At 72.4% G+C, this 26,564-nt stretch carries 24 protein-coding genes; 15 read left to right on the top strand and 9 right to left on the bottom strand.

Translation table 11 applies throughout. The features are described from left to right. From JSY13_RS08745 to JSY13_RS08730, 4 genes are all read left to right on the top strand, one after another. Positions 1-399, top strand: a complete 399-nt coding sequence (locus tag JSY13_RS08745; protein WP_259606320.1) for a cytidine deaminase — start codon at positions 1-3, stop codon at positions 397-399. Beyond that, positions 396-1,694 (top strand): thymidine phosphorylase, encoded by a 1,299-nt coding sequence (locus JSY13_RS08740; RefSeq protein ID WP_259606319.1) that lies wholly within the window; start codon positions 396-398, stop codon positions 1,692-1,694. Before JSY13_RS08745 ends, JSY13_RS08740 begins: the two co-directional genes overlap by 4 nt. 12 nt (positions 1,695-1,706) lie before the next feature. Then, a complete protein-coding gene (locus tag JSY13_RS08735) occupies positions 1,707-2,822 on the top strand; it encodes an adenosine deaminase (RefSeq protein WP_259606318.1) in 1,116 nt (371 codons plus the stop codon). A 211-nt stretch (positions 2,823-3,033) separates the two neighbouring features. Continuing rightward, positions 3,034-3,987: a hypothetical protein gene (locus tag JSY13_RS08730; protein ID WP_259606317.1), complete on the top strand. Its 954-nt coding sequence runs from the start codon at positions 3,034-3,036 to the stop codon at positions 3,985-3,987. 210 nt (positions 3,988-4,197) lie between these two features. On the opposite strand, the gene JSY13_RS08725 is transcribed toward JSY13_RS08730, so the two are convergent. Continuing rightward, a complete protein-coding gene (locus JSY13_RS08725) occupies positions 4,198-5,868 on the bottom strand; it encodes a phospho-sugar mutase (protein ID WP_259606316.1) in 1,671 nt (556 codons plus the stop codon). Then, positions 5,865-6,698: a purine-nucleoside phosphorylase gene (locus JSY13_RS08720; protein ID WP_259606315.1), complete on the bottom strand. Its 834-nt coding sequence runs from the start codon at positions 6,696-6,698 to the stop codon at positions 5,865-5,867. Before JSY13_RS08720 ends, JSY13_RS08725 begins: the two co-directional genes overlap by 4 nt. 48 nt (positions 6,699-6,746) lie before the next feature. Here JSY13_RS08720 and JSY13_RS08715 point away from each other — a divergent pair, with 48 nt between their 5' ends. After that, positions 6,747-8,192 (top strand): NAD(P)H-quinone dehydrogenase, encoded by a 1,446-nt coding sequence (locus JSY13_RS08715; RefSeq protein WP_259606314.1) that lies wholly within the window; start codon positions 6,747-6,749, stop codon positions 8,190-8,192. 114 nt (positions 8,193-8,306) lie between these two features. On the opposite strand, the gene JSY13_RS08710 is transcribed toward JSY13_RS08715, so the two are convergent. After that, complete coding sequence (locus JSY13_RS08710; RefSeq protein WP_259606313.1) at positions 8,307-10,076, bottom strand: acetyl/propionyl/methylcrotonyl-CoA carboxylase subunit alpha; 1,770 nt, start codon at positions 10,074-10,076, stop codon at positions 8,307-8,309. A gap of 107 nt (positions 10,077-10,183) precedes the next feature. Then, complete coding sequence (locus JSY13_RS08705) at positions 10,184-10,822, bottom strand: Maf family protein (protein WP_259608180.1); 639 nt, start codon at positions 10,820-10,822, stop codon at positions 10,184-10,186. Positions 10,823-10,852: 30 nt separating this feature from the next. Here JSY13_RS08705 and JSY13_RS08700 point away from each other — a divergent pair, with 30 nt between their 5' ends. Genes JSY13_RS08700 through JSY13_RS08685 form a run of 4 tightly spaced genes read left to right on the top strand, consistent with a single transcriptional unit; the run spans position 10,853 to position 15,002 of the window. After that, complete coding sequence (locus JSY13_RS08700) at positions 10,853-12,070, top strand: class I SAM-dependent RNA methyltransferase (RefSeq protein WP_259606312.1); 1,218 nt, start codon at positions 10,853-10,855, stop codon at positions 12,068-12,070. 46 nt (positions 12,071-12,116) lie between these two features. After that, positions 12,117-12,779 (top strand): response regulator transcription factor, encoded by a 663-nt coding sequence (locus JSY13_RS08695; RefSeq protein ID WP_259606311.1) that lies wholly within the window; start codon positions 12,117-12,119, stop codon positions 12,777-12,779. Further along, entirely contained in the window at positions 12,769-14,004 is a 1,236-nt protein-coding gene (locus JSY13_RS08690) for a sensor histidine kinase (protein ID WP_259606310.1), read from the top strand. Before JSY13_RS08695 ends, JSY13_RS08690 begins: the two co-directional genes overlap by 11 nt. Continuing rightward, a complete protein-coding gene (locus tag JSY13_RS08685; RefSeq protein WP_259606309.1) occupies positions 14,001-15,002 on the top strand; it encodes a hypothetical protein in 1,002 nt (333 codons plus the stop codon). Before JSY13_RS08690 ends, JSY13_RS08685 begins: the two co-directional genes overlap by 4 nt. 369 nt (positions 15,003-15,371) lie before the next feature. On the opposite strand, the gene JSY13_RS08680 is transcribed toward JSY13_RS08685, so the two are convergent. The 4 genes from JSY13_RS08680 to JSY13_RS08665 all read right to left on the bottom strand — a co-directional run bounded on the left by JSY13_RS08680 (position 15,372) and on the right by JSY13_RS08665 (position 19,213). After that, complete coding sequence (locus JSY13_RS08680; RefSeq protein ID WP_259606308.1) at positions 15,372-15,584, bottom strand: acyl-CoA carboxylase subunit epsilon; 213 nt, start codon at positions 15,582-15,584, stop codon at positions 15,372-15,374. Next, positions 15,581-17,179 (bottom strand): acyl-CoA carboxylase subunit beta, encoded by a 1,599-nt coding sequence (locus JSY13_RS08675; protein WP_432806405.1) that lies wholly within the window; start codon positions 17,177-17,179, stop codon positions 15,581-15,583. The genes JSY13_RS08680 and JSY13_RS08675 overlap by 4 nt, the downstream gene beginning before the upstream one ends. A 270-nt stretch (positions 17,180-17,449) precedes the next feature. Further along, positions 17,450-18,412 (bottom strand): hypothetical protein, encoded by a 963-nt coding sequence (locus JSY13_RS08670; RefSeq protein ID WP_259606306.1) that lies wholly within the window; start codon positions 18,410-18,412, stop codon positions 17,450-17,452. 108 nt (positions 18,413-18,520) lie between these two features. Continuing rightward, positions 18,521-19,213, bottom strand: coding sequence for a phosphocholine cytidylyltransferase family protein (locus JSY13_RS08665; protein ID WP_259606305.1), 693 nt, complete (start codon positions 19,211-19,213; stop codon positions 18,521-18,523). A gap of 198 nt (positions 19,214-19,411) precedes the next feature. Here JSY13_RS08665 and JSY13_RS12555 point away from each other — a divergent pair, with 198 nt between their 5' ends. The 3 genes from JSY13_RS12555 to JSY13_RS08650 are packed head-to-tail and all read left to right on the top strand — an operon-like array spanning position 19,412 to position 23,411. After that, positions 19,412-21,580, top strand: coding sequence for an ATP-binding cassette domain-containing protein (locus tag JSY13_RS12555; RefSeq protein WP_349773847.1), 2,169 nt, complete (start codon positions 19,412-19,414; stop codon positions 21,578-21,580). Further along, positions 21,556-23,115, top strand: coding sequence for a hypothetical protein (locus tag JSY13_RS08655; protein WP_259606304.1), 1,560 nt, complete (start codon positions 21,556-21,558; stop codon positions 23,113-23,115). The genes JSY13_RS12555 and JSY13_RS08655 overlap by 25 nt, the downstream gene beginning before the upstream one ends. 29 nt (positions 23,116-23,144) lie before the next feature. Next, the gene (locus JSY13_RS08650) at positions 23,145-23,411 is read left to right on the top strand and encodes a DUF3039 domain-containing protein (RefSeq protein ID WP_259606303.1); all 267 of its coding nucleotides are present in this window, start codon (positions 23,145-23,147) and stop codon (positions 23,409-23,411) included. Between the two features lie 9 nt (positions 23,412-23,420). Here the strand turns inward: JSY13_RS08650 and JSY13_RS08645 are convergent, their stop codons facing one another. Then, positions 23,421-24,830, bottom strand: coding sequence for a nicotinate phosphoribosyltransferase (locus JSY13_RS08645; RefSeq protein WP_432806404.1), 1,410 nt, complete (start codon positions 24,828-24,830; stop codon positions 23,421-23,423). Here JSY13_RS08645 and JSY13_RS08640 point away from each other — a divergent pair. From JSY13_RS08640 to murI, 3 genes are all read left to right on the top strand, one after another. Then, positions 24,829-25,227, top strand: coding sequence for an N-acetylmuramic acid 6-phosphate etherase family protein (locus tag JSY13_RS08640; RefSeq protein ID WP_259606302.1), 399 nt, complete (start codon positions 24,829-24,831; stop codon positions 25,225-25,227). The two genes, JSY13_RS08645 and JSY13_RS08640, sit on opposite strands and share 2 nt — an antisense overlap. Further along, positions 25,211-25,639, top strand: coding sequence for an N-acetylmuramic acid 6-phosphate etherase (locus tag JSY13_RS08635; protein WP_259606301.1), 429 nt, complete (start codon positions 25,211-25,213; stop codon positions 25,637-25,639). Before JSY13_RS08640 ends, JSY13_RS08635 begins: the two co-directional genes overlap by 17 nt. A 77-nt stretch (positions 25,640-25,716) precedes the next feature. After that, entirely contained in the window at positions 25,717-26,556 is an 840-nt protein-coding gene (gene murI, locus JSY13_RS08630; RefSeq protein WP_259608176.1) for a glutamate racemase, read from the top strand. Positions 26,557-26,564: the final 8 nt, after the last annotated feature.

Here is a 26,564-nt window from a genome sequence, read left to right as displayed (position 1 = left end):
GTGACCGACATCGACTGGGACGAGCTGCGCCAGGTCGCGACCGAGGCCATGCGGAAGGCGTACGCGCCGTACTCCCGCTACAAGGTGGGGGCCGCGGCGCTCGTCGGCGACGGGCGCATCGTCGCCGGATGCAACGTGGAGAACGCCTCCTACGGGGTGACGCTGTGCGCGGAGTGCGCCCTGGTCGGCGACCTGCACATGTCCGGCGGCGGCCGCCTGGTCGCCTTCGTCTGCGTGAACGGGGACGGGGAGACGATCATGCCGTGCGGACGGTGCCGGCAGCTGCTGTTCGAGCACGCCATGCCCGGGATGCTGCTGGAGACCGTCTCCGGCATCCGCACCATCGACGAAGTCCTGCCCGACGCCTTCGGGCCCCGCGATCTGGAGGAGGCACGATGACGGTCGAGCCCTTCGACGCGGTCGATGTCATCCGCGCCAAGCGCGACGGCGGCGTCGTCCCCGAGCCGGCGCTGCGCTGGATGGTGGACGCCTACACCCGCGGCTACGTGTCCGACGCGCAGATGGCCTCCTTCGCGATGGCGGTCTACCAGCGCGGGATGGAGCGCGAGGAGATCCGCGTGCTCACCGACGCCATGATCGCCTCCGGGGAGCGGATGGACTTCGCCGGCCTCGGCAAGCCCACCGTCGACAAGCACTCCACCGGCGGGGTGGGCGACAAGATCACCCTGCCGCTGGCGCCGCTCGTGGCGGTGTTCGGGGTGGCGGTGCCGCAGCTGTCGGGGCGGGGTCTCGGCCACACCGGCGGCACGCTCGACAAGCTGGAGTCCATCCCCGGCTGGCGCGCGGCGCTGTCGAACGAGGAGATGTTCGCCCAGATGAAGGGCGAGGTCGGCGCGGTGATCTGCGCCGCCGGTTCCGGGCTGGCGCCCGCCGACAAGAAGCTGTACGCACTCCGCGACGTCACCGGCACGGTGGAGTCGATCCCGCTGATCGCCTCCAGCATCATGTCGAAGAAGATCGCGGAGGGCACCGACGCCCTGGTGCTGGACGTGAAGTTCGGCTCGGGGGCGTTCATGCAGGACATCGACCGGGCGCGCGAGCTCGCGCGCACCATGGTCGCCCTCGGCACCGACTCGGGCGTGTCCACCACCGCCCTGCTCACCGACATGAACGTGCCGCTCGGCCGCGCCATCGGCAACGCCAACGAGGTGCGCGAGTCGGTGGAGATCCTCGCCGGGGGAGGCCCCGCCGACGTGCGGGAGCTCACCCTCGCGCTCGCCCGGGAGATGCTCGCCCTCGCCGGGCAGCCGGATGCCGACGTCGAGGCCGCCCTGGACGACGGCCGCGCCATGGACCGCTGGAAGGCGATGATCCGCGCGCAGGACGGCGACCCGGACGCGCCCCTGCCCGTCGCCCGTGAGACCCACGTCGTCACCGCGGAGGCGGACGGCGTCGTCGGCCGCATGGACGCCCTGCCGTTCGGCATCGCCGCCTGGCGTCTGGGCGCCGGACGCGCCCGCGCCGAAGACCCCGTGGTGCACGCGGCCGGCATCGACCTGCACGTCAGACCCGGCGACGCCGTCGCCGCGGGCCAGCCGCTGTTCACGCTCTCCGCCGACGACGAGGCCCGGTTCGCCCGCGCGCTCGAGGCACTGGACGGCGCCTACGCGATCGGCGCCGAGGCGCCCGAGCGGGGACCGATCGTGCGCGAGCGCATCACCGCCGACAGCTGAGAAGAGGACAGGATGACCATGGACCGCAACGCCGACGTCCGCGTGCAGGGCATGTCGCTGCGCCGCCTGCCGAAGGTGTCGCTGCACGACCACCTCGACGGGGCGGTGCGCCCGGAGACGATCCTGGAGCTCGCCGACGCGCAGGGCGTGGCGGCGCCGGCATCCGACCCGAAGGCGCTGCGCCGCTGGTTCGCCGAGCGCAGCGCCGCCGGGTCCCTCGTCGAGTACCTGAAGACCTTCGACCTGACCACCGCGGTGATGCAGACCGAGGAGGCGCTCACCCGCGTCGCCCGCGAGTTCGTCACCGACCTCGCCGCCGACGGCGTCATCTACGGCGAGGTGCGCTGGGCGCCCGAGCTGCACGTCGGCGGCGGTCTCACCCCGGCGCAGGCCGTGGAGGCCGTGCAGCGCGGCATCGAGGAGGGGGAGGACGAGGCGGATGCGGCGGGCCGCAGCATCCGGGTCGGGCAGATCCTCTCCGCGATGCGGCACGCCGACCGGGCCCGCGAGATCGCCGAGCTCGCGGTGTCCTTCCGGGAGCGCGGGGTGGTCGGCTTCGACGTCGCCGGGCCGGAGGACGGCTACCCGGCATCCCGACTGCGGGACGTGTTCGACTACCTCGCCGGCGAGTTCCTGCCGGTCACCGTGCACGCCGGCGAGGCCGCGGGCCTGGCATCCATCCGCTCCGCGCTCATCGACGGCCGCGCGCTGAGGCTCGGCCACGGGGTGCGCATCGCCGAGGACCTGCAGGTGGTCGACCGTGAGGGCGACGAGGTGCAGGTGCAGTTCGGCGATGTGGCGCGCTGGGTGCGCGACCGGGAGATCCCGCTGGAGCTGTCGCCGTCCTCGAACTTGCAGACCGGAGCCATCGCACAGTGGGGCGCCGAGCTCGCCGACCACCCGTTCGACCTGCTCTACCAGCTCGGCTTCGCGGTCACGGTGAACGTCGACAACCGCACCGTGAGCGGCACCTCCCTCACCCGCGAGCTGGCCCTGCTCGTCGACGCCTTCGGCTACGACCTCGACGACCTGGAGGCGTTCCAGTTCAACGCGGCCGCCGCCGCGTTCCTCCCCGTCGAGGAGCGCGAGGAGCTCGTCGAGATGATCGCCGAGGGCTTCGAGCGCTGACCCCCCGCCCTCGCCCCCTCTCTTCGTTTGTCGGGTTTGGGGCGGATTCTCACGTTCGGGGCGGCGCAGCACCGCCCCGAACGTGAGAATCCGCCCCGAACGGGAGGTGAGGTCCTCCTCCACATCGGCGGGGTCTGCCCGGGTTGTGCACATCGCTGGGATTCCGCGCAGGCGACGGCGACGGATGCCGGATGCTGGTCGGATGCTGTACGTGCCGGCACTTCTTCGCGGAACCGATCTGGGCGCCGTCCGTCGCCGGGCGGCCGCATACCGCTCGTCCGCCGTGGACGGCGACCTGGTGCGCGTCCGGCCCGGCGTGTACGCCCGCGACGAGGAGTGGCGGCGCGCCCGGCCCGAAGGGCGCGTCGTCGCACGGGCGCGCGCCCTGATCATGGGGGCATCCGCCGAGCCGGTGCTGTCGCACGAAACGGCGGCGGCCGTGCACGGGTTCCCGCTGTTCCGGCCGCATGCGACCAAGGTCCACGTCAGCCTCGAGCCGTGCCGGCCGGGCGCGGCGCGGGGGACCATCCGGCACAGGGCACAGCTGCGGGACGAGGACATCGTCATCGTGGACGGCCTCCGCGTCACCTCGATGGTCCGCACGGTCGCCGATGTCGCCCGCACCGCATCCTTCGAGCAGGCGGTCGTGGTCGCGGACGCGGCTCTGCGGCGGGTCGCGGGGGAGCGCCCCGATCGGTACGACGAGGTCCGCGCCGCGGAATTCCGGCGCGAGGTGATGTCCGTGGCGGAGCGCTCTGCGCACGGTGTCGCGCGGGCATCGAGGGTGCTGGCGTTCGCCGACGGGCGCGCACAGCTCCCCGGCGAGAGCATCAGCCGCATCCGCCTGACGGAACTCGGTTTCCGCGGCATCTCCTTGCAGCTGCCGGTGCCGGGTCCGCACGGCGAGTCGTACCTCGTGGACTTCGCGGTCGGGGAGGGGCGCGCCGGCTGGCTCGGCGAGTTCGACGGCCGGATCAAGTACGCCGACGCCGACCTGCGCAGCGGACGGTCCGTCGAGAGCGTCGTCGACGACGAGAAGCGCCGCGAGGACTGGATCCGCGGCGTCCGGCAGCAGCCGATGGCGCGGTGGGGGTGGCCGCACATCGACACCGCGGACCTGCTCGGCGCACGGCTGCGCGCCTTCGGCATCCGTCCGCCCCGCTGATCACCCTCGTTCCCCGACCTCTCCCTCATCCCCCGGGCCCTCTTCCCTCGAGTTGGGGGCGGATTCTCGCACTCGGGGCGGCGCAGAACCGCCCCGAACGCGAAAATCCGCCCCAAACCCGGAAAGGTGGGGAAGGTGGGGAAGGTGGGGAGGTGGGGAGGTGGGGAAGGTGGGGAGGTGGGGGAACGGGGGTGGGGGGAGGACGCGGGGTCAGGCGCGATCGGCGAGGAGGGCGCGGACGGCGGCCTCGAGCTCGGCGACGGCGGCGCGCGCCGCCTCGGCCGACTCGCCGCGGGCGTCGATGTACACCTTCAGCTTCGGCTCGGTGCCGCTCGGGCGCACGATGACGCGCGACCCGTCGGCCAGGCGGTAGCGCAGCACATCGCCCGCGGGCATCCCGCCGTCCACCGCGACGGCGAGATCCTCGGCGGATGCCACGGCGCGGTCGCCGAAGGATGCCGGCGCCTGGGCGCGCAGCGAGGCCATCGCTCCCGAGATCACCGACAGGTCGTCGACGCGGATGGAGACCTGCCCGCTCGCGAAGTGCCCGATCTGAGCGCTCAGCTCCTCCAGCAGCCCGCTGATCGTCGTGCCGCGCACGCGCGCATCGGCCGCGAGGCCGAGCATGGCCACGGCCGCGGAGATGCCGTCCTTGTCGCGCACGGTCTGCGGGTTGACGAGATAGCCGAGCGCCTCCTCGTACCCGAAGACCATCCCCGGCGCCCGCGAGATCCACTTGAAGCCGGTCAGCGTCTCGTGGAAGTCCAGACCGTACCGTTCCGCGATCGCACCCAGCCCGGGCGAGGACACCAGCGAGCACGCCAGCGAGGCCCCCTCGGTGTCCTGCGCGGCCCGGGCGGCGCGCCAGCCCAGCAGCAGACCGACCTCGTTGCCGGTGAGCCGGCGCCAGCCGCCCTCCGCATCCGGATCGGGCACGGCGACGGCGAGGCGGTCGGCGTCGGGGTCGTTCGCGAGCACGAACTCGGCATCCACCGCGCGGGCACGGGCGAAGGCGAGGTCCATCGCCCCCGGCTCCTCCGGGTTGGGGAAGGCCACCGTCCGGAACGTCGGGTCGGGGTCGCGCTGCTCCTCCACGATCCGCGGCGCCGGGTAGCCGGCGCTCTTCAGCACGCGGGAGAACGTCTCCCAGCCGACGCCGTGCATGGCGGTGTACACCCAGCGCATCTCCTGCACCCCGTACGGGGCCGGCGCCACGGCGGCGGTCGCCGCCACGTACGCGTCGACGACCTCCTCGGAGGCGATCTCGTAGGCGTCCGAGCGCGGCAGCAGCCCGATGTCCCCGGCATCCGCCACCCGCTGGATGTGTCCGGCGATCTCGGCATCCGCCGGCGCCACGATCTGCGACCCCTGGTCCGCGCCGCCGAGGTACACCTTGTACCCGTTGTCGTCCGGCGGGTTGTGACTGGCGGTCACCATCACCCCGGCATCCGCGCCAAGGTGGCGCACCGCGAACGCGAGCACCGGGGTGGGCAGCAAGCGCGGCAGCAGGATGGCGCGCAGCCCGGCCCCGGCGAACAGCTCGGCGGAGTCCAGGGCGAAGCGCCGGGAGTTGCGGCGGCCGTCGTAGCCGACCACCACGGTCGGCCGCGCACCCGCCGACCGCGCCAGCAGGTAGGAGGCGAAACCGGCCGCCGCCTGCGCGACGAGCACCCGGTTCATCCGGTTGCTGCCGGCACCGAGCGCCCCTCGCAGCCCCGCGGTGCCGAACGCCAGCCGCGACCCGAACCGGTCGTCCAGCTCGGCCAGCGAAGCGGTGTCGCCGCCGGCGGCGCGCGTGATCAGGCCGGCCAGTTCGTCCCGGGTCTCGGGGTCGGGGTCCTGCCGCAGCCAGGCGCGGGCCTGGGTCAGTCGGTCGCTCACAGCGCCTCGATCACTCGGGCGAGCAGGGCCGAGATCACCGGCTCCGCCTCGCGTCCGGCTTCGATCACCTCGGCGTGGCTGAGCGGCGTCTGCTGGATGCCCGCGGCGAGGTTGGTGATCAGCGAGAAGCCGAGGACCTCCATGCCCGCCTCGCGGGCAGCGATGGCTTCGAGCGCGGTGGACATGCCGACGATGTGGCCGCCGATCGCCTTCGCCATCTGCACCTCGGCGGGCGTCTCGTAGTGCGGCCCGCGGAACTGGGTGTACACGCCCTCGTCGAGGGTGGGGTCGACCGAGCGGGCGATGTCGCGCAGGCGCTTCGCGTACAGGTCGGTGAGGTCGATGAAGGTGGCGCCCTCGAGCGGGGAGTCGGCGGTGAGGTTGATGTGGTCGCTGATCAGCACCGGCTGGCCGGGCTTCCACGTCTCGCGGATGCCGCCGGCGCCGTTGGTGAGCACCATGATCTTCGACCCCGTGGCGGCGGCGGTGCGGACGGAGTGCACGACCCGGCGGACCCCGTGGCCCTCGTAGTAGTGCGTGCGCGCGCCGATCACGAGCACGTTCTTCCCCTGCGGGGTGCGGATGCTGCGGAGGGTGCCGACATGCCCCTCGAGGGCGGGCTTGGAGAACCCGGTCACCTCGGTGGCGGGGATCGTGGCGACGGTCTCGCCGATCAGCTCGGCCGCCTTGCCCCAGCCCGACCCGAGGGTGAGGGCGATGTCGTGATGCTCGACCCCGGTCAGCCGCGCGATGTCCGCGGCGGCCTCGGCGGCGACCACGAAGGGGTTCGCGCTCGCGTCGTCCAGGGGGTTCGTGGATGTCTCAGGCATGAGTCCACTCTATGAACGTGCAGGCTCCGCGGCCATGATTGCGGAAGAATGGAATCCATGTCTCAGACTCCCTTCGCGAACAGGCAGAGTGTCGCCGTGCTCGGCGGCGGTCCCGGCGGCTACGAGGCGGCACTCGCCGCCGCGCAGCTGGGCGCGGAGGTGACTCTCGTGGAGCGCGTCGGGGTCGGCGGATCGGCCGTGCTCACCGACGTGGTGCCCTCGAAGAGCCTGATCGCGACGGCGGATGCCGCGGTGGCGATCGCCGAGGCATCCGATCTCGGCGTGCAGTTCTACGCGAAGGGCGCGAACGGCAAGCCGCTCAAGCCCGAGATCGCCATCAACCTCGCCGCCGTGAACAAGCGCCTGCTGGCGCTGGCCGGTCAGCAGTCCGAGGACATGCGCACCGCCCTGCTCGGGGCGGGCGTGCGGATCCTGTCCGGGCACGGCCGGCTGGAAGGGGCGAACGCGATCGTCGTGTCCACCGCCCCCGGCGGCACGGACTTCGACCGGGTGGAGGCCGACACGCTCGTCGTCGCGGTGGGCGCCTCGCCGCGCGAGCTGGACTCCGCCAAACCCGACGGCAAGCGCATCCTCACCTGGACGCAGCTGTACGACATGAAGGAGCTGCCCGAGCACCTCATCGTGGTCGGCTCCGGTGTGACCGGCGCCGAGTTCGCGTCCGCGTACATGAACCTCGGCGCCAAGGTCACCCTGGTCTCCAGCCGTGACCAGGTGCTCCCCGGCGAGGACAAGGACGCCGCGAAGGTGCTCGAGAGCGTGTTCACGCGCGGCGGGATGCAGGTGCTGTCCAAGTCCCGCGCGCAGACGGTGGAGACCACTGAGGACGGCGTGCGCGTGACGCTCGCGGACGGCCGCACGGTGGAGGGCAGCCACTGCCTGATGGCGGTCGGGTCGATCCCGAACACGGCCGGCATCGGCCTCGAGGACGCCGGTGTGGAGCTGACGGAGTCCGGGCACGTCCGGGTGAACCGGGTGGCGCGCACCTCGGTGCCGAACATCTACGCGGTGGGGGACTGCACCAACTTCTTCCCGCTCGCCTCGGTCGCCTCCATGCAGGGGCGCACCGCGGTCTTCCACGCGCTCGGCGACATCGTGATCCCGCTGGAGCAGCGCAAGATCACCGCGAACATCTTCACCGCGCCGGAGATCGCGACCGTCGGCTACTCGGAGCAGGACGTCGAGAACGGGGTCGCGGACGGCATCGTCTACAAGCTGCCGCTGGCCGCCAACCCGCGCGCAAAGATGATGGGCATCCGCGACGGGTTCGTGAAGGTCATCGCCCGCAAGGGGTCGGGCACAGTGATCGGAGGGGTGATCGTCGCGCCGAAGGCCTCCGAGCTGATCTACCCGCTCGCCGTGGCGGTGGAGCGACGCCTGACGGTCGACCAGGTCTCCCGCGTGTTCGCCGCATACCCGTCGCTGTCCACGAGCATCACCGACGCCAGCCGGGCGATGCACGTCAACATCGCGTAGCGTCTGGACGCGCCCGCCGCGGGCCGCGCCGTCCCCGTCCCGGTCGTCGGGCGGGGACGCGTGCGGCGCGCCCGAGACGAACCACGGGTCGCCTCAGACGTCGCCGCCCACGGCTCAGGAGATCGTCAGCAGCTGGTGCCCCGCCGACACGGTCGCACCCGGCTCGGCGTTGATGTTGCCGATGACGCCGTCCTTGTGCGCCTGCAGCGGCTGCTCCATCTTCATCGCCTCGAGCACCACGACCAGGTCGCCCTTGACGACCTGCTGGCCCTCCTCGACGGCGACCTTGACGACGGTGGCCTGCATGGGCGACTTCACCGCGTCGCCGGAGGCTCCCGCGTTCACGGTCGCCGCGTGGCTGCGGCGCGACGGCGGCACGGCGGCCGGGCGACCCGCCGTGTTCGCGACCGGCGCGGCGACGCGGTCGGGCAGGCTCACCTCGAGGCGCTTGCCGCCGACCTCGACGACGACGGTGTGCCGGCCGGGGGCCGACGCCGGGTCCTCCAGCTCGCCGTCCCATGCCGGGATGTCGTTCACGAACTCGGTCTCGATCCAGCGGGTGTACACGCCGAACTCGCCGTTCTCGGCGGTGAAGGCGGGGTCGCGGACGACCTTGCGATGGAACGGGAGCACGGTGGGCAGGCCCGCGACCTCGAACTCGTCCAGGGCGCGGCGGGCGCGCTCCAGGGCCTCCTCGCGGCTGCGGCCGGTGACGATGATCTTCGCCAGCAGCGAGTCGAACGCGCCGGAGACCGTGTCGCCGGCGGTGACGCCGGAGTCGAGACGGATGCCGGGGCCGCCGAACGTCTTGAACACGTGGATCGGCCCGGGCTGCGGCAGGAAGCCACGGCCGGGGTCTTCGCCGTTGATGCGGAACTCGATCGAGTGGCCCTGCGGTTCGGGGTCGGCGTAGTCGATGGTGCCGCCCGCGGCGATGCGGAACTGCTCGCGGACGAGGTCGATGCCGGTGACCTCTTCGGAGACGGGGTGCTCCACCTGCAGGCGGGTGTTCACCTCGAGGAAGGACACGGTGCCGTCCGCGCCGATGAGGAACTCGCAGGTGCCGGCGCCGACGTAGCCGACCTCGCGCAGGATCGCCTTGGATGCGTCGTACAGGGCGCGGTTCTGCTCCTCGGTGAGGAACGGCGCGGGCGCCTCCTCGACCAGCTTCTGGTGCCGCCGCTGCAGCGAGCAGTCGCGCGTGGAGATGACGACGACGTTGCCGGCGGCATCCGCGAGGCACTGCGTCTCGACGTGCCGGGGCTTGTCGAGGTACTTCTCCACGAAGCACTCGCCGCGGCCGAAGGCGGCGACCGCCTCGCGCGTGGCGGACTCGAACAGCTCGGCGACCTCGTCCAGCTCTCGGGCGACCTTCAGCCCGCGCCCGCCGCCGCCGTACGCGGCCTTGATCGCGATGGGCAGGCCGTGCTCCTTCGCGAAGGCGATCACCTCGTCGGCGGAGTCCACCGGCCCCGGGGTGCCGGCGGCGAGCGGCGCGCCCACCTTCTCCGCCACGTGCCGGGCGGTCACCTTGTCGCCGAGGGCCTCGATCGCCTCCGGCGAGGGCCCGATCCAGGTGAGCCCTGCCCCGATCACGGCGCGCGCGAACTCGGCGTTCTCGGCGAGGAAGCCGTAGCCGGGGTGCACGGCGTCGGCGCCGGACCGGCGCGCCACCGACAGGATCTTGTCGATCTGCAGGTACGTCTCCGCACTCGTGGAGCCGTCCAGGGCGTAGGCCTCGTCGGCGAGTCGCGCGTGCATCGCATCCCGATCCTGGTCGGCGTACACGGCGACGGAGGAGATCCCGGAGTCACGGGCGGCGCGGATGATGCGTACGGCGATCTCGCCGCGGTTCGCGATGAGCACCTTGGCGATATCAGGCATGACTGTCAGCCTAGCGAGTGCGCGCGCGTTCCTTTTGACGACTCTCCACAAGAAATCGCGGAGATCGTGTCGTCCCGGCTACCACTGCGCCTGCGGCGTCCCGCGCGTCACCAGAGCTCGGTCCACACCACGCCCAGCTCGCCGGCCAGGCGCCGGAGGGTGGACAGCGACATCCCGACCACGGTCGACGGGTCCCCCTCGACGCGCGTGATGAACGCGCCGCCGAGGCTGTCCACGGTGAACGCGCCGGCCACGTGCAGCGGCTCGCCGGATGCCACGTACGCGGCGATCTCGGCATCCGACACGTCCGCCGCGAACGTCACCGACGCCTCCGCGACCGCCGTTGCCTCGCGCGGGTCGGCGCCGGGGGAGAGCCGGAACACGGAGTGCCCCGAGTGCAGTGTCCCGGTGGATCCGCGCATCCCGCGCCAGCGCCGGGTGGCCTCCTCAGGCGTGTAGGGCTTGCCGTACACCCGACCGCCGATCTCGAACATGGAATCGCCGCCGGCGACGAGGCCGTCGAAGTCCGGCTGCTCGGCGCGCAGCCGCCGGGCCACGTCGGCGGCCTTCTCGCGAGCGAGCAGCAGCACCAGCTCGTCCGGTGCCAGGGCGGTGCCGCGCGCCCTCTCCGCGGCGGCCGCCACCGCCTCCTCGTCCACCTGCGGCGCCATCGTGACCGGCTCGATCCCGGCCTGCCGCAGCAGCATCAGACGGGCGGGGGAGGTGGATGCCAGGCACACGCGCATGCCCTCCACGGTATCTGGGATCATCGGAGGATGACCTCTCCCGCTGGCGACACCCTCGATCTCGATATCACCGGCATCGCCCACGGCGGCACGGTCGTCGCCCGGCACGAGGGACGGGTGGTGTTCGTGTCGGATGCCATCCCCGGGGAGCGGGTGCGTGCGCGGCTGGCCGAGGGCAGCGGGGAGACCCGCCGGTTCTGGCGGGCCGACGCCGTGGACGTGCTCGAGGCATCCCCCCACCGCCGCCCGCACGTGTGGCCGGAGGCGGAGATCACGCGCGCGCCGCAGGACCGCGCCGGCGGCGCCGACCTGGGGCATATCGCCCTGGACCATCAGCGGGTGCTCAAGCGGCGGGTGTTGCAGGAGGCGCTGGACCGGTTCGCCGGCGGCGGCCTGGAGGCCCCGGCGGTGGCCGGTCTCGACGATGGCGACGGGCTGGGGTGGCGCACGCGGCTCACCCTGCACGTGGCCGAGGACGGGCGGATCGGCCCATACGCGCCGCGCAGCCACCGGGTGATCGAGGTGTCCTCGCATCCGCTCGCCCGCCCCGCGGTGGCGGAGGCGGCGCGCGGGCTGCGGGGCCTGAAGCCCGGGCGCGTCGATCTCGTCGAGCCCGCGGACGGCCGCGTGCGGGTGCTCGCCCGCCCGGACCGGGGACGGCACCGTCCGGCGCCGGAGACCATCGTCGAGACGGTGGCCGGACGCGACTTCCGGCTCGATGCCGGCGGGTTCTGGCAGGTGCATCCGGCGGCCGCGCGGACGCTGCACGACGCGGTCGTGGACGCCCTCGCCGGGCGGGTCGATCCGGATGCCACGCACTTCGACCTGTACGGCGGCGTCGGCCTGCTCTCCGCCACCCTCGCCGGGCTCGGCGCCACGGACATCGTCACGGTGGAGTCCGATCCGCGCGCCACGGCCCACGCGCGGGAGAATCTCGCAGACCTCGACGTCGAGGCGGTCACCGCCCGCGTCGACCGGTTCCTGGCGGGTGCGCCCGAGGGCACGCGCGCAGGAACCGTGGTGCTGGACCCGCCGCGCTCGGGCGCGGGGCGCGCGGTCGTGGAGGGCGTGCACGCGCTCTCCCCGGAGGCGATCGCCTACGTCGCGTGCGATCCGGTGGCGCTCGCCCGCGATCTCGGCACGTTCCGCGACCTCGGCTGGCGGGTGGAGCGGCTGCGCGCCTTCGACCTGTTCCCGCACACGCACCATTTCGAGACGGTGGCGCTGCTGCTGCCCGCGGCGTCGTGACGGCGGGCCGTCTCGCGACCGCGGAAGCCGTCAGTAGGCTGAGCGTATGAGCACCGTCGCCCTCATCGACGACCACGAGTCCGTGCGTCTCGGCCTGGAAGCGGCCTGCCAGCGCGACGGTGAGCAGACCGTCGTGTTCTCCGGCGCGACCGTGCGCGAGTACCTCGCATGGCGCGCGTCGTCGGATGCCCCGCCGGTGGACGTCGTCGTCCTCGACCTCACCCTCGGGGACGGCACCACGGTGACCGAGAACGTGGCGACCCTCGTCGCCGACGGCGCGAGCGTCGTGATCCACAGCGTCGCCGACCGGCCGGCCGCGGTGCGCGAGGCGCTCGTGGCCGGCGCCGCCGGGGTGGTGAGCAAGTCCTCCGCGCTCGACGACGTGCTCGACGCGATCCGCACGGTCGCCCGCGGAGACGCGCTGAACAACGTCGAATGGGCCAGCGCCGTCGACGGGGACCGCGAGTTCGCCCACGCGCAGCTCTCCAGCCGGGAGCGCGAGGTGCTGCGCCTGTACGCGACGGGGCTGCCGCTGAAGGTCGTGGCGGAGCGGCTCGGCGTCGCGTACTCCACGGCGAAGGAGAACATCACCCGCATCCGGGTGAAGTACGTCGAGGTCGGACGCCCCGCGCCGACGAAGGTCGACCTGCTGCGCCGCGCGATGGAGGACGGCATCGTCTCCCCCGACGGGGTGACGAGTGGCGGCTGAGGCCGGGTCCATCCGGGAGGCGTGGAGCCGCATCCCGTCGCCCGGGGTGAACGGCGGCGAGTTCGAGCGCTTCACCGGGGAGCGGATGGAGCGCATCCTCGGCATCGTCACCGCGATCGGATCCACGGCGCTGGGGGCGCAGGCGCTGTTCGCCGCGATCACCCGGCTGCCCGAGGCGGACCCCGCGCGCATCGCGATGATGATCATGGTGTTCGGCCCGCTGCTGGCGATGATCCTGGCCTGCATCACCGGCCGGTGGGCCCGGCAGGCGTGCGGGACGTTCGCCGTCGTGTACGTGCTGGCGCTGCTGCTGTGGCCGCAGGTGGTGAACCCGGCGGTGCGCACGCCGGACACCCAGCCGTGGATCTTCTTCCTGGTCAACATCGGGGTGGCCGCGGCCATGATCGCCTTCCCCGTGGTGCTGCAGTTCGCGTGGGCCATCGCCGTCCCGTTCGTGTACGGCTTCGTGCGGCTCGTGCAGGGGGAGTTCTCGCAGAGCTTCTGGATCTCGACCGCGTTCGACGTGTCGTTCACCCTGATCCTCGGCATGGTGATCGTCTCCCTGGCGTGGATGTTCCGTCAGGTCGCCGGCGGGGTCGACGAGGTGCGCTCGCAGACCGTCTCCGCCTACGCCCGGGCCGCGGCCGCCACCGCCGCCGAGGAGGAGCGGGTGTCGCTGGCCGCGCTCATGCACGACAGCGTGCTCGCGGCGCTCATCGCGGCCGAGCGCGCCGAGAGCGACCGCGAGCGCGGCCTGGCCGCGGGGATGGCGAGGGAGGCGCTCACCCGGCTGGCGAACACGGAGGCGTCGATCGCGCAGGAGGGCAACGAGCAGCCGATCGCGGGCGTGCAGGTCGTCGCGGAGCTGCGGCGGGCGCTGTCCGAGCTGGGCGCCGACGCCGTCGTGGAGGAGCGGGGCGTCCCGGCGGCGATCCCGGAGCGGGTGGCGCGCGCGATCGTGCTCGCCGCGCGTCAGGCGATCGGCAACGCGATGACGCACGCGGGCGGGCGCGGCCTGCACGTCGTGGTGGAGGCCGCGCGACCGGATGCCATGTCGGTGACGGTCCTCGACAGCGGCCCCGGCTTCGACGTCGACGCGATCGGGGCGGACCGGCTCGGCATCCGCGCATCGATCCTGGCCCGGATGGCGGCCATCGCCGGGACCGCGGACGTCCGGTCCGGGCCCGGCGGGACGACCGTCACCCTGTCGTGGGAGGCGGCATGAGGCGCACCGTCCGCAGCATGGCCACCGGTCTCGCCCTCGGGTTCGCGGTGTACTTCGCTGCGCGCGCGGTGTGGTGGATCGTGCAGCCCACAGCGCCGCTGCTGATGGTCGCGGCGATCTTCCTCTACCTGGCGACGATCCTCACCGTCGTCCTCGTGCAGCAGGCGGTGAGCGTACGGATGCCGCTGTGGGCCGCCGTCCTCGCGCTCGCCGCGAGCGCCGTGATCCCCGTGCTGGTCAACCTGTCCCTCGAGCCGGCGGTGCGCACCGCGCCCTTCGCCACCTGGTACATCGGGGGGATCGGCCTGCTCGGCGTGGTCTGCGTGGTGCGGCGGCGACCGATGTTCGGCTGGGTGATCCTGGCGACGCTGATCGTGTCGGCCTGCGCCTTCCTCGGCATCGGCGAGGCCTTCACCTTCGGTCTCGTCGGCTCCATCACCTGGCTCGTGCTGGCGCAGCTGCTGGTGTTCTTCTGGGGGCGGGCGGTGCGCGACACGGAGCGGCTGGCGGACATCCAGCAGGCCGTGTCGGCCTGGCATGCGACGCAGCTGGTGCGGCAGCGGGAGAGGCGGATGCGGGTGCAGCTCGCGCTCGAGGTGGCCGGCCCCGTGCTGGGCAGGACGGTCGCCGCGCAGGGTCGGCTCACTCCGGAGGAGCGGCTGGAGGCGCGGCTCGCCGAGGGGCGGCTGCGGGACGAGCTGCGCGGGGCGAGTCTGCTCAACGATGCGGTGCGGGACGCGATCCAGGCTGCCCGGCGCCGTGGCGTCGTGGTCACCGTGTTCGACGAGGGCGGTCTGGATGACGTGCCGGAGGAGCGGCGAGCGCAGATCCGGGACGAGCTCGCCGACGTGCTCGCTGAGGTGCGGTCCGAGCGGGTGATCATCCGCGCCGGCCGGGATGAGACCGTCGCGGTGACGGTGGTCGGCCGGGCGGCCGGCGGGCACGACGAGGACGGGGTCGACCTGTGGCACGAGATCCCGCGTCGGAAGGCGGACTGAGCGCGGCATCCGCCCGGCGTCGTCCGATCCGTCGCGCAGACGGACGGATCGGGCGTGAGCGCGGCTGTCCAGGACCGCCCGGTCGTCCAGGGCCGACCGGCTGGGGATCCGATCGGCTGGGGGAGAGAGAGGGCGAGGGGCGGCGAAGCCGCCCGCCCCTCGCCAGCGCGGAACAGCTACCCGAAAACTGTCCGCTAAAGGGCGGTTGTGCGTCTGCCTACCCTGGGACAGAGCATCCGCCTAACGCGAAGCGTTGACACCAGTCTTCCGATTCGCAACGGGTCTGTCTGTAGGTATTTCGGGGGACAAAACCGGCTCTTCGGGGGCAGATCCGGCCTTCCGGAAGGGATCGCCGCTCGGACGGCATCCTCAGCCGGAGAAGCGGCCCCAGGGGATGTCGCGCCGCAGTGGACGGCGCAGCCCGCGCTGGGTGCGCTGCCACACCGAGACCGGCGGCTGCTCCGCCACGGCCTCCTCGCTCTCGTGCGCGTAGGCCTCGCTCACGACGGCGATCAGCGCGGCGAGCTCCTCCTCGGTGGGTGCTCCGCGCACGATGGCCGGCTGCGGCGACGGCTCGCTCACAGCGGGATGTTCCCGTGCTTCTTCGGCGGCAGCTCTGCCCGCTTGCCGCGCAGGGCCCGGAGGGCCTTGGCGATGGCGACGCGGGTGGCCGCGGGCTCGATGATGCCGTCGATCTCGCCGCGCTCGGCGGCGAGGAACGGCGAGGTGACGCTGTACGTGTACTCGTTGGCCAGCCGCGTGCGCACCGCCGCGACGTCCTCACCGGCCTCCTCGGCCCGCTTGATCTCTCCCCGGTACAGGATGTTGACGGCGCCCTGGCCGCCCATCACCGCGATCTCGGCGGTGGGCCAGGCGAGGTTCACGTCGGCGCCCAGCTGCTTCGAGCCCATCACGATGTAGGCACCGCCGTAGGCCTTGCGCAGGATCACGGTCACCAGGGGCACGGTCGCCTCGGCGTAGGCGTAGATCAGCTTGGCGCCGCGGCGGATGACGCCGGTCCACTCCTGGTCGGTGCCGGGCAGGTATCCGGGCACGTCGACGAGGGTGACGATCGGGATCGAGAACGCGTCGCAGAAGCGGACGAAGCGGCTGGCCTTCTCGCCCGCGTCGATGTTGAGCGTGCCGGCCATCTGCGACGGCTGGTTGGCGATGATCCCGACCGAGCGGCCCTCGACCCGGCCGAAGCCGATCACGATGTTCGGCGCGAACAGCGGCTGCACCTCGAGGAAGTCGCCGTCGTCCACCACGTGCTGGATGACGTCGTGGATGTCGTAGGGCTGGTTGGGGGAGTCGGGGATGATCGTGTTCAGGCTGCGGTCGGCATCCGTCGTCTGGAACTCGAACGACGTCTCGTACGCCGGGATCTCGGCCATGTTGTTGTCGGGCAGGAACCCGAGCAGCGTGCGTGCGTAGTCGATCGCATCGTCCTCGTCCTCGGCGAGGTAGTGCGCGACGCCGGAGCGGGTGTTGTGCGTGAGCGCGCCGCCGAGGTCCTCCATGCCGACGTCCTCGCCGGTGACCGTCTTGATCACGTCGGGGCCGGTGACGAACATCTGGCTGGTCTTGTCGACCATGATGACGAAGTCGGTGAGCGCCGGGCCGTACACGGCGCCGCCGGCGGCCGGTCCCATGATGATCGAGATCTGCGGGATGACCCCGGACGAGCGGGTGTTCAGCCGGAAGATCTCGCCGTACTTGCTGAGCGCGAGCACGCCCTCCTGGATGCGCGCCCCGCCGGAGTCGAGGATGCCGACGATCGGCATCCCGCCTTGGAGGGCGAACTCCATGATCTTGATGATCTTGTCGCCGGAGACCTCGCCGAGCGAGCCGCCGAAGGTGGTGAAGTCCTGGGAGTACACCGCCACGGTGCGGCCGTGGATCGTGCCGATGCCCGTGACGACGGAGTCGCCGTAAGGGCGGTTGCGGTCCATGCCGAAGGCGGTGGTGCGGTGTCGGACGTACTCGTCGAACTCGACGAAGCTGCCCTTGTCGACCAGCAGCTCGATCCGCTCGCGGGCGGTCATCTTGCCCTTGGCGTGCTGCTTCTCCTGGGCTTTCTTCTCCGCGTCGATGACCGCTTCGGTGTATCGCGCGCGCAGGTCCGCGATCTTGGCGGCCGTGGTCGAGAGGTCAGGCGTGTCCGTCACGGAATCCACCCTAGTGCCGGGGCGCGGGGAGCCGTTGGACGCTCGCCACAACGGGTCCGCGGATGGTTTGCAGGATGCCGCGCACTGGGAGCACGGCCGTCGTGCGCTCCTCCGCGTATCACCTCGGTGTAACGAGAAAAGGCCGAAGATTCAGTGCGCGATGGGCGGCGGCGGGGCTTTCGGGTCGATCGGGTAGAGCATGCGGTCACGGTAGGAGCGGCCGCCGACCCGCACACGGCCGCTGGACCCCCGTCGCCGTGACCGGGGGAGAAGCCGGGCTCAGGCCTCGTCTGTGGAGGAGGAGCGCTCCGCGGCGGCGACCTCGTCGCCGGCCTGCTCGCGATCCCTGCGACGCAGCATCCCGCCCGTCTTCCGGCCTGCGGCGCCCAGGCCGCGCACGGCGGAGCCTGCCGCTCCGGCGACGGCATTGCCGACGAACTTCGCGCCGTCGACGATCCTGCTCTCGATCCGCTCCGTGCCGGGCACCGGCTCGAGCTCGGCCGGCAGGCTGGCGGGGGCGATCCCGAACGCACGCCGCGATGTGGTCAGCACGCGACGGCCGAGGAGGTGATTGCCGGCGCCGCCGATCGCGGCGCCGATGCCGAAGGGCAGGGCCTTCCCGAGCAGCGAGGCGCTGTCGCGGGTGGCGAACTGGTGGATGAACGCGGACTTCAGCCGGTCCAGGAGCGGCCCGACCGCGGCGCGCGGCAGCGACTTGGTGACCAGTTCGCCCCAGTACGCCGAGCGAGGGCCGCCCTTTCCGACGGCCTGCCGGGCGAGCTGGGAGACCAGGTCGACGCCCTCCTTGCCGAGCATGAGCGTCATCACCAGCGCCCGCGCGCGATCCGGGTTGTCGATCGCGATGCCGTGGACCTCGGCGAGCGACTGGGCGAACAGGGCGGTGGCCTCCATGAATCCGGCGGTCTCCACGCCCGACAGCGCCAGCGTCACGCCCGTGCCGATCCCGGGGATGACCGCGGTGGCGCCCACCGCTGCGCCCCCGGTGGTCACCGCCGTGAGGTAGCGGTTCTCCAGGATCTTCACGATCTGCGCGGGCGTCGCCTCGGGATGGCGCCGGCGGATGCTGCGGATGTGCGCCACGACGAGCGGGCGCTGCACGGTCATGACGCGGTCGAGGCCGCGCACGACGAGCGGATGCTCCGGGGATCCCACCGGCGGGACGGGGGAGTCCCACGGGGCGTCGTCAGGGAGCGAGTGGATCTTGTGAACCTTCTCGCGCATGAGGCGATCCTATGTGCGAGATCCGCGAGTACGCCGAGAGCCCGGCATACAGAACGCCGAGAGCCCGGCATCCGCTGGGGGAACCGGGCTCTCGACGCGATCGCAGGATCAGACGTAGTGGTTGGCGCGCTCGAGGTCCTCGGCGAAGTCGATCTCGACCGCGTACAGGTCGGAGATGTCCATCGGCTCGAGCAGCAGGCCGTTCTCGGCGATCGCGAGCTCGAGGCCACGCTCGAAGTAGTCCTGGTCGTCCACGCGCTGCAGCTGGCGCATGAACGCCTTCTTGTCCGCCGCGGAGATGTAGTTGATGCCGACCGCCTCGCCGAGCCCGCCCTTGACGGTCTTCGACAGCTCCTTGATGTAGCCCTCGGGGGTGACCGTGTACTTGACCTCCTCGTCGCTCACCTTGGAGGTGTTGACGGTGACGAACGACTGGTCCCGCTCGATGTAGGGCATCGCGCGGCCCAGGATGCGCGGGTCGAAGACGACGTCGCCGTTCATCCACAGCACGCCGCCCTTGCCGGTCACGCTGAGCGCACGCAGCAGGCTCTTGGAGGTGTTGGTGACGTCGTAGCGCTCGTTGTGCACGTAGTTCACGTTCGGGAACGCCTCGATGATGGTCTCGGCGCGGTAGCCGACGACCGTGGTGATGAGGGCGTCGTCGCCGAACGCGGCACGGATGTTGTCGTGCTGCTGCTGCATGATCGTGCGGCCGTCGCTCAACTCGGTGAGCGGCTTGGGCAGGGCGCGACCGAGGCGCGAGCCCATGCCGGCGGCGAGGATGACGGTCTGAAGAGCCACGAAATTCTCCTAAGGTTCGCTGTCGATTCGTTCACTGTCGGTTCATCGACGGGACACCTCTTCGTGCCGCTGTCATGCTAGCGATGTCACCTGGGAGAGCGCCGGTCGCGCGGATGCCGTTGCCGTTTCGTGACCGAGTGCACACCGAACGCTCAGGTTCGCCGGAGTGCGCGGGAAGCGGCTTGATACCTTAGGCACGTGACTTCTTCTCTCGATTCCGGAGCCGATCCTGCTGACGCCGCGACGGACGAGATGACGGATGCCCGCGCGGGCGGCGCCCGGGCGGGAGGCGCGTCCGGGCGCACCGCATCCGAGGGCGCGACCGACGACGCCGGCGCGCGGAAGTCGGCGAAGAAGACCGCTGCTGGCAAGACTCCCGCCGCATCCCCGGATGCCGCCGCGACCGCCGCGGCGAAGGCGGCCGCACGCAAGACCGCCGCCGCGAAGGCGGCCGCACGCAAGACCGCCGCCGCGAAGGCGGCCGCCACCAAGCGAGCGTCGGCGGCCGCCGCGGCCAAGACCGCCGCGGTGAAGGAGGCGGCCGCGAAGGCCGCGGCGGCGAAGAGCAGCGCGAGGACAACCGCCGCCAGGACGACGGCGGCCAAGACGGCTGCCGCCAAGGCCGCCGCTGCGAAGGCCGAAGCGGCGAAGGCGGAGGCCGCGCAGGCGGAGGCGGAGGCGGCTGCTGGGGGGAAGCCCGGGGACGCGGCTGTCGCGAAGAAGACGGCGGCGAAGAAGACCGCGACGACGAAGACGGCGGCGAAGAAGCCGGCTGCGCGGAAGACCACGGCCGCGAAGACCACTGCAACGAAGACCACGGCCGCGAAGACCGCCGCGACGAAGACGTCCGGCACGAAGACCGCGACCGCCAAGACCACCGCGAGGAAGAACGCCGCCGGCGAAGCGGCATCCGTCGAGGACCCGACCAGCGCCGCCACCACCGCGGCCGAGGGCGCGACGACGAAGACGACCACCACGACGGCACGGACCACGAAGGCGCGGAAGTCCGCGGCGGCCACGCTGGCCGCCGATGCGGAGGCGCCGTCCGACTCGACCCAGCCTGCTCCGACCGAGGCCGTCTCGACCGAACCTCCGGCGACCGAGCCCGCCGCGACGGAAGCGACCCCGCGCAGGAAGCCGGCGCGCGCGACGTCCGCGAAGACCGCTGCGACCCGGCCCGCGTCGCGCACCTCGTCCGGCTCCGGGAGCGCTCGCGGGTCGCGGGCGACCGTCTCCAGCGACGACGCCAAGCGCACCGAGATCGACGTCGTGTCCGGGCCCATCGAGACCATCTCGAAGCCGGCCTCGGTCGAGGAGCCCGCGCCGGCGGTCGACGAGTCCGGGTCGGTCGTCGACGAGTCCACGTCCGCCGTCGCGGAGCCTGAACCGGCCGTCGCGGAGGTTGCGCCGGCCGTCGAGGAGCCTGGCCTGGAGCAGGACGCGTCCCCGGCATCCGACGGCCCTGCCGCCGATGCGGCCGCGGCTGAAGCGCCCGTCGCGGAAGCCACCCCCGCCGACGCGCCTGCCGGGGAGACCACCCCGACCCAAGCGCCCGCCGCCGAAACCGCCACCACCCCGCGCGTGACGCCCGCCGCCTCGGCGGCCCCGGCCGAGGCGATCGTGATCCGTGGGCTCGTCAAGCGCTTCGGCGAGAGCCGGGCGGTGGACGGCATCGACATCACGGTTCCGGCCGGCTCCTTCTACGGGCTCGTCGGCCCGAACGGCGCCGGCAAGACCACGACCCTCTCCGTCATCGCCGGGCTGCTGCGGCCGGACGCGGGCAGCGTGATGATCTGCGGCATCGACCAGCGGGTCAAGCCGCTGGCCGCCAAGCGGGTGATGGGCGTGCTCCCCGACCGGCTGCGCACCTTCGACCGCCTCACCGGGCGGCAGCTGCTGCACTACTACGGGCAGCTGCGCGGCCTGCAGCACGCCGTGATCGAGAAGCGCATCGCCGACCTCGCCCGCGCCTTGGACCTGACCGAGGCTCTCAGTCGCGTCGTCTCGGACTACTCGGCCGGCATGACCAAGAAGGTGATGCTCGCCGGCGCGATGATCCACTCGCCGCGCGTGCTCGTGCTCGACGAGCCGTTCGAGGCCGTCGACCCGGTGTCCTCCGGCGTGATCCTCGACATCCTGCGCTCGTACGTGTCGCACGGCGGCACCGTGATCCTGTCCAGCCACGGCATGGACCTCGTCGAGCGGGTCTGCTCACGCGTCGCGATCATCGTCGAGGGGGAGGTCCTCGCAGAGGGCACGATCGACGAGGTGCGCGCCGGCAAGTCCCTGGAGACGCGCTTCGTCGAGCTGTCCGGCGGCGGCGGGGAAGTGGAGGGCCTCGAGTGGTTGCACACGTTCTCCGCCTGAGGCTGGCGCTCCTGGTCGGAGCGCTGCGCGGCGAGCGGCCGGTGCGCACCGCGCTCGGGTTCGCGATCGCGGTCGTGCTCACCGTCGCGGTGTGCGTCGCCGTGCTCGGCCTGGACGACGCGCCCGCGCCCGTCGCGCGCGCCGTCATCGTGCTCGGCGGGGCCGCGGCCTTCCTCGCCTTCCTGGTCGGGCCGATGCTCTCCGGCACGGTGGACCAGCTCGACCCGAGGCGCTTCGCCCCGTTCGGCGTCGACGAACGGCGGATGCCGTGGATCCTCCTGCTCGCCTCGGTGGTCAGCGTTCCGAGCCTGGCGATGCTGGCCATCGCCGCCTGCGTCGCCGTCGTCGCGATCGGCGCCGGCGTGCCGTGGCTGCTGGCCGTGCTGTGCAGCCTCGTCGGCGCGATGACCACGATCATGGTCGCGCGGATCGGCATGGCGGCCAGCGCGATCCTGCTGCCCGAGCGGCGCTCGCGGGAGCTGACCGTGCTGTTCACGATCCCGGTCATCGTGATCGCGTTCCCGGTCGCGGTGTACTTCGCCTCGCTGGCGTGGAAGGGGCGGGTGCCGCACGGCGTCGAGACGATGTCCGCGATCGCCGGTGCGACACCGCTCGCCGCCCCGTACGGGCTCATCTTCGCCGCCGAATCCGGAGACACCGGCGGGGCGTGGCTCTCCGGCATCGTCGCCCTCGCCACCGCGGTCGGCATCGCCTGGCTGTGGAACGCGCTCGTGCGGCACATGCTCACGACCACCGAGCGCCCGGTCGCCGCCCGGGAGCGCTCCGGCATGGGCTGGTTCGGCATCATGCCGTCCACCGCGTTCGGCGCCGTCGCCGCGCGCAGCCTGGTGTACTGGCTGCGCGACCGGCGCTACATCGTCAACGTGATCGTCGTGCCGATCGCCGGCGTCCTCACCGTCTTCCCGCTGCTGGTGGCCGGAGTGCCGCTGTCGATCGCCGCGCTGGTCCCGGTCCCGGTGATGGCGCTCTTCTTCGGCTGGCTGCCGCACAACGACGTCGCCTACGACTCGACCGCCGTGTGGATCCACGTCGCCAGCGGCCTGCGCGGCATCCCCGACCGGCTGGGCCGGCTGGTGCCGGTGACGCTGGTCGCGGTGCCCACCCTGGCTGTCGCGATCTCGGTCAGCCTCGCCGTGGCATCCCGCTGGCATCTGCTGATGCCGATGATCGGCCTCGCCGCGAGCCTCCTGCTCACCGGCCTGGGCATGTCCAGCATCGCGTCGGTCATCGCGCCCTACGCCGTCTCCCGGCCGGGCGACAGCCCGTTCCAGCAGCCGCAGCGCTCCTCGTACGGATCGTTCGGCCCGGCGCTGACCTTCGTGGGTGCGATCCTGCTGAGCGGCCCGACGATCTGGCTGTTCGTTCTCGCGGTGATCACGGGCGGCCACGGGGCCGCCGCGTTCTGGGTGGGCGTCCTCACCGGCGCGGTCGTCGTCGCCGGCGGCGTGATGCTCGGCGGGCGCATCTTCGAACGCAGCGGGGAGCGGCTGATGGAGTTCGCGGAGACGACCTGAGCCGGGCCGGGCGCGACTAGACTCGCGGCATGAGTACTCCGCTGGACAGCCCCGATCAGGGCGGCGTGGCAACGCTTGATCGTGAACTCGAAGAGATCCTCCGCGAGGAGAACCTCGAGCCCGGCGACCATGAGCGCTTCTCGCATTACGTGAAGAAGGACAAGATCCTCGAGTCCGCGATTACCGGCAAGCCTGTGCGGGCGCTGTGCGGCAAGAAGTGGACGCCCGGGCGCGACCCGGAGAAGTTCTCGATCTGCCCCACCTGCAAGGAGATCTACGAGGGCCTCAAGAACTGAGGCCGGGCCCTAACGGGCGTCTTCGAAGACGGTCGGGATCGCCGGGTCGGACTTGCTGAGCGCGAGAGCGCGGATCGGCAGCTCCTCGCGCACCTGCAGGTGATGGGCGCGCGCGGCGGCCGTGCCCTCGGGCCCCTCGTGCGCGGTGTCGATGTCGCCGTGGTCGACCAGGGTGATCTGCAGCGGCCGGGACCCGGGGTGCTCGGACGGCACGTCGACCTCTTCGAAGCCGTCGGAGACCGCGATCGTCTCCGCGGTGGCCACGCCGTCCTCGAGCGTCCGGAACGCGGCCTTCCGGCCGCCCTTGGACCCCTTGTCGGTGGACGCCTTCGCGACGGCCACCCACGAGCCGTCCGGCGCCTGGCGTGCGACGAGCTTGTACACCATGCTCGCGGTCGGGTAGCCGGATCCGGTCACGACCGAGGTGCCGACGCCGTAGGCGTCCACGGGCGAGGCGGCGAGAGCGGCGATCGCGTATTCGTCGAGGTCGCTGGTGACGGTGATCTTCGTCCCGGTGGCGCCCAGCTCGTCGAGGTGCGCGCGCACCTCGGCGGCCACGATCGGCAGGTCGCCGGAGTCGATGCGCACGCCGCCGAGGCCGGTGCCGGCCACGCGCACCGCAGTCTCGACGCCGGCGCGGATGTCGTAGGTGTCGACGAGCAGGGTCGTCCCGGTGCCGAGCGCCTCCACCTGGGCGCGGAACGCGTCCTCCTCGGTGTCGTGCAGCAGTGTCCAGGAGTGCGCGGCCGTGCCCATGGTGGGGATGCCCCAGCGCCGGCCGGCCTCGAGGTTGCTGGTCGCCCCGAACCCGGCGATGAACGCAGCCCGCGCGGCCGCCACCGCGGACTCCTCCGCAGCCCGGCGGGAGCCCATCTCGGCGAGCGGGCGCTCACCGGCCGCGATGCTCATGCGCGAGGCGGCCGTCGCCACCGCCGAGTCGTGGTTGAGGACGCTGAGCGCGAGCGTCTCCAGCACCACCGCGTCGGCGAAGGTGCCCTCCACGGTGAGGATGGGGGATCCGGGGAAGTACAGCTCCCCTTCCCGGTATCCGCGGATGGTCCCGGTGAACCGGTAGCCCTCCAGGTAGCGCAGAGCGTCGGCATCCACCACGCGGTTGTCGCGCAGATAACGCAGCTCGTCCTCGCCGAAGTGGAAGTCGCGCAGCAGCGACAGCAGGCGCCCCGTCCCGGCCACGACCCCGAACCGCCGGCCGCCGGACAGGCGCCTGGAGAACAGCTCGAACACGCTGGGCCGCCGCCCCGTCCCGTCGCGCAGCGATGCCGCCAGCATGGTCAGTTCGTAGCGGTCGGTGAGGAACGCGGTGCTCATGGGCTCAGTGTACTGAGCGGGCTCCGGCCGACCCGCCGCCGGATGCGGCCGGATGCCGCCGCGGCGGCGGCCCCGGTACCGTGATCGCATGACCGGGAACGACGGAGTGCGGGACGAACTGGACACGCTGGCGACGGAGGCCGTGGACCCGGCCTACGCCGAGCTCGACCTGATGAGCACGGCGGAGCAGGTCGCGGCGATGGCGGAGCAGGGGGTCGCCGCGGCCGAGGCGGTCCGCCGGGCGCAGGCGAGCATCGCCCGTGCCGTGGACGGCATCGTGGCGAGGCTGCGCGGCGGAGGCCGGCTCGTCTACATCGGCGCCGGCACGCCCGGCCGCCTCGGCGTGCTCGACGCCAGCGAGGTGCCGCCCACGTTCGGCGCCGATCCCGGCCTCGTGGTCGGCATCGTCGCGGGCGGAGAGACCGCGCTGCGCCGCGCTGCGGGCCGCGCGGGCGAGCGGCGCCTTCACCGTGGCGCTGGCGGCTAACCGCGGCGCCGAGATGTCCGGCGAGGCGGACGTCGCGATCGAGGTCGAGGTCGGCCCCGAGATCGTCGCCGGGTCGACCCGGCTGAAGGCGGGCACCGCGCAGAAGCTGGTGCTGAACACGCTCTCCACCCTGACGATGGTGCAGCTCGGCGCCGTGCACGGGAACCTCATGGTGGACGTGCAGGCCACGAACGCGAAGCTTCGCGCCCGCGCGGAGAGGATCGTGATGCACGCGACCGGCTGCGACGCCCGAGTGTCCGCGCAGGCGCTCGAGGCCGCCGACGGCTCGGCGAAGCTCGCGATCGCGATCGTCGCGGGCGGGACGGATGCCGCGCGGGCGCGCGAGGCCCTGGCCGCCTCCGGCGGCGTGCTGCGGGAGGCGCTCCGGACGCTCGGCGCGTCCGGAGCCTAGGAGCCGCGTCGGGAGCTGCCGGGCCGGGGCTGCCACCGCCCGATCGCACCCGCCGTGCCGGGATAGGCTGGATGATCATGAACGACGCGCCGATCGGCATCTTCGACTCCGGTGTCGGCGGGCTCACCGTCGCACGCGCGATCCGCGCGCAGCTGCCGCAGGAGTCGCTGGTCTACATCGGCGACACCGCCCACTCGCCCTACGGGCCCAAGCCGATCGCCGAGGTGCGCCGGTACGCGCTCGAGGTGCTGGACACCCTCGTCGACCAGGGCGTGAAGATGCTCGTGATCGCGTGCAACACGGCATCCGCCGCCATGCTGCGCGACGCCCGCGAGCGCTACGACGTCCCCGTCGTCGAGGTGATCGGGCCCGCCGTGCGCCGCGCCGTGTCCACCACCCGCAACGGCCGGGTCGGCGTGATCGGGACCGTGGGCACGATCGGCTCCCGCGCCTATCAGGACATGCTCGAGGTGAACGAGCGCCTGGAGGTGTTCACAGCGGCGTGCCCGCGCTTCGTCGAATTCGTCGAGGCCGGGATCACCGGGACTCCGGAAGTGCTCGCGACCGCCGAGGAGTACCTCGCGCCGCTGCGGGATGCGGGCGTCGACACGCTGGTGCTCGGATGCACCCACTACCCGTTCCTGCGCGGGGCGATCAGCTACGTGATGGGCGACGGGGTCACCCTGGTCTCCAGCGATGACGAGACCGCCGCGGACGTGTACCGGCAGCTCGTGCGCGGCGACCTGCTGGCGCCGGAGGGCGCTGTGCCGAGCTACGTGTACGAGGCGACGGGGGAGTCCGCAGACGACTTCACCCGGCTCGCCAACCGCCTGATGGGGCGCGAGGTGCGCGACGTGCAGCTCGTGCAGACCGGGGCGATCACCCTTCCCCACCTGTCGCGGGCCGACCGCGCCTGAGCGTCATC

It is taken from the genome of Microbacterium neungamense, assembly GCF_024971095.1.
In the GTDB taxonomy this organism is placed as follows: domain Bacteria; phylum Actinomycetota; class Actinomycetes; order Actinomycetales; family Microbacteriaceae; genus Microbacterium; species Microbacterium neungamense.
Note: the sequence above shows the minus strand (reverse complement) of the source record. Positions and strands in the feature narration are given on the sequence as shown.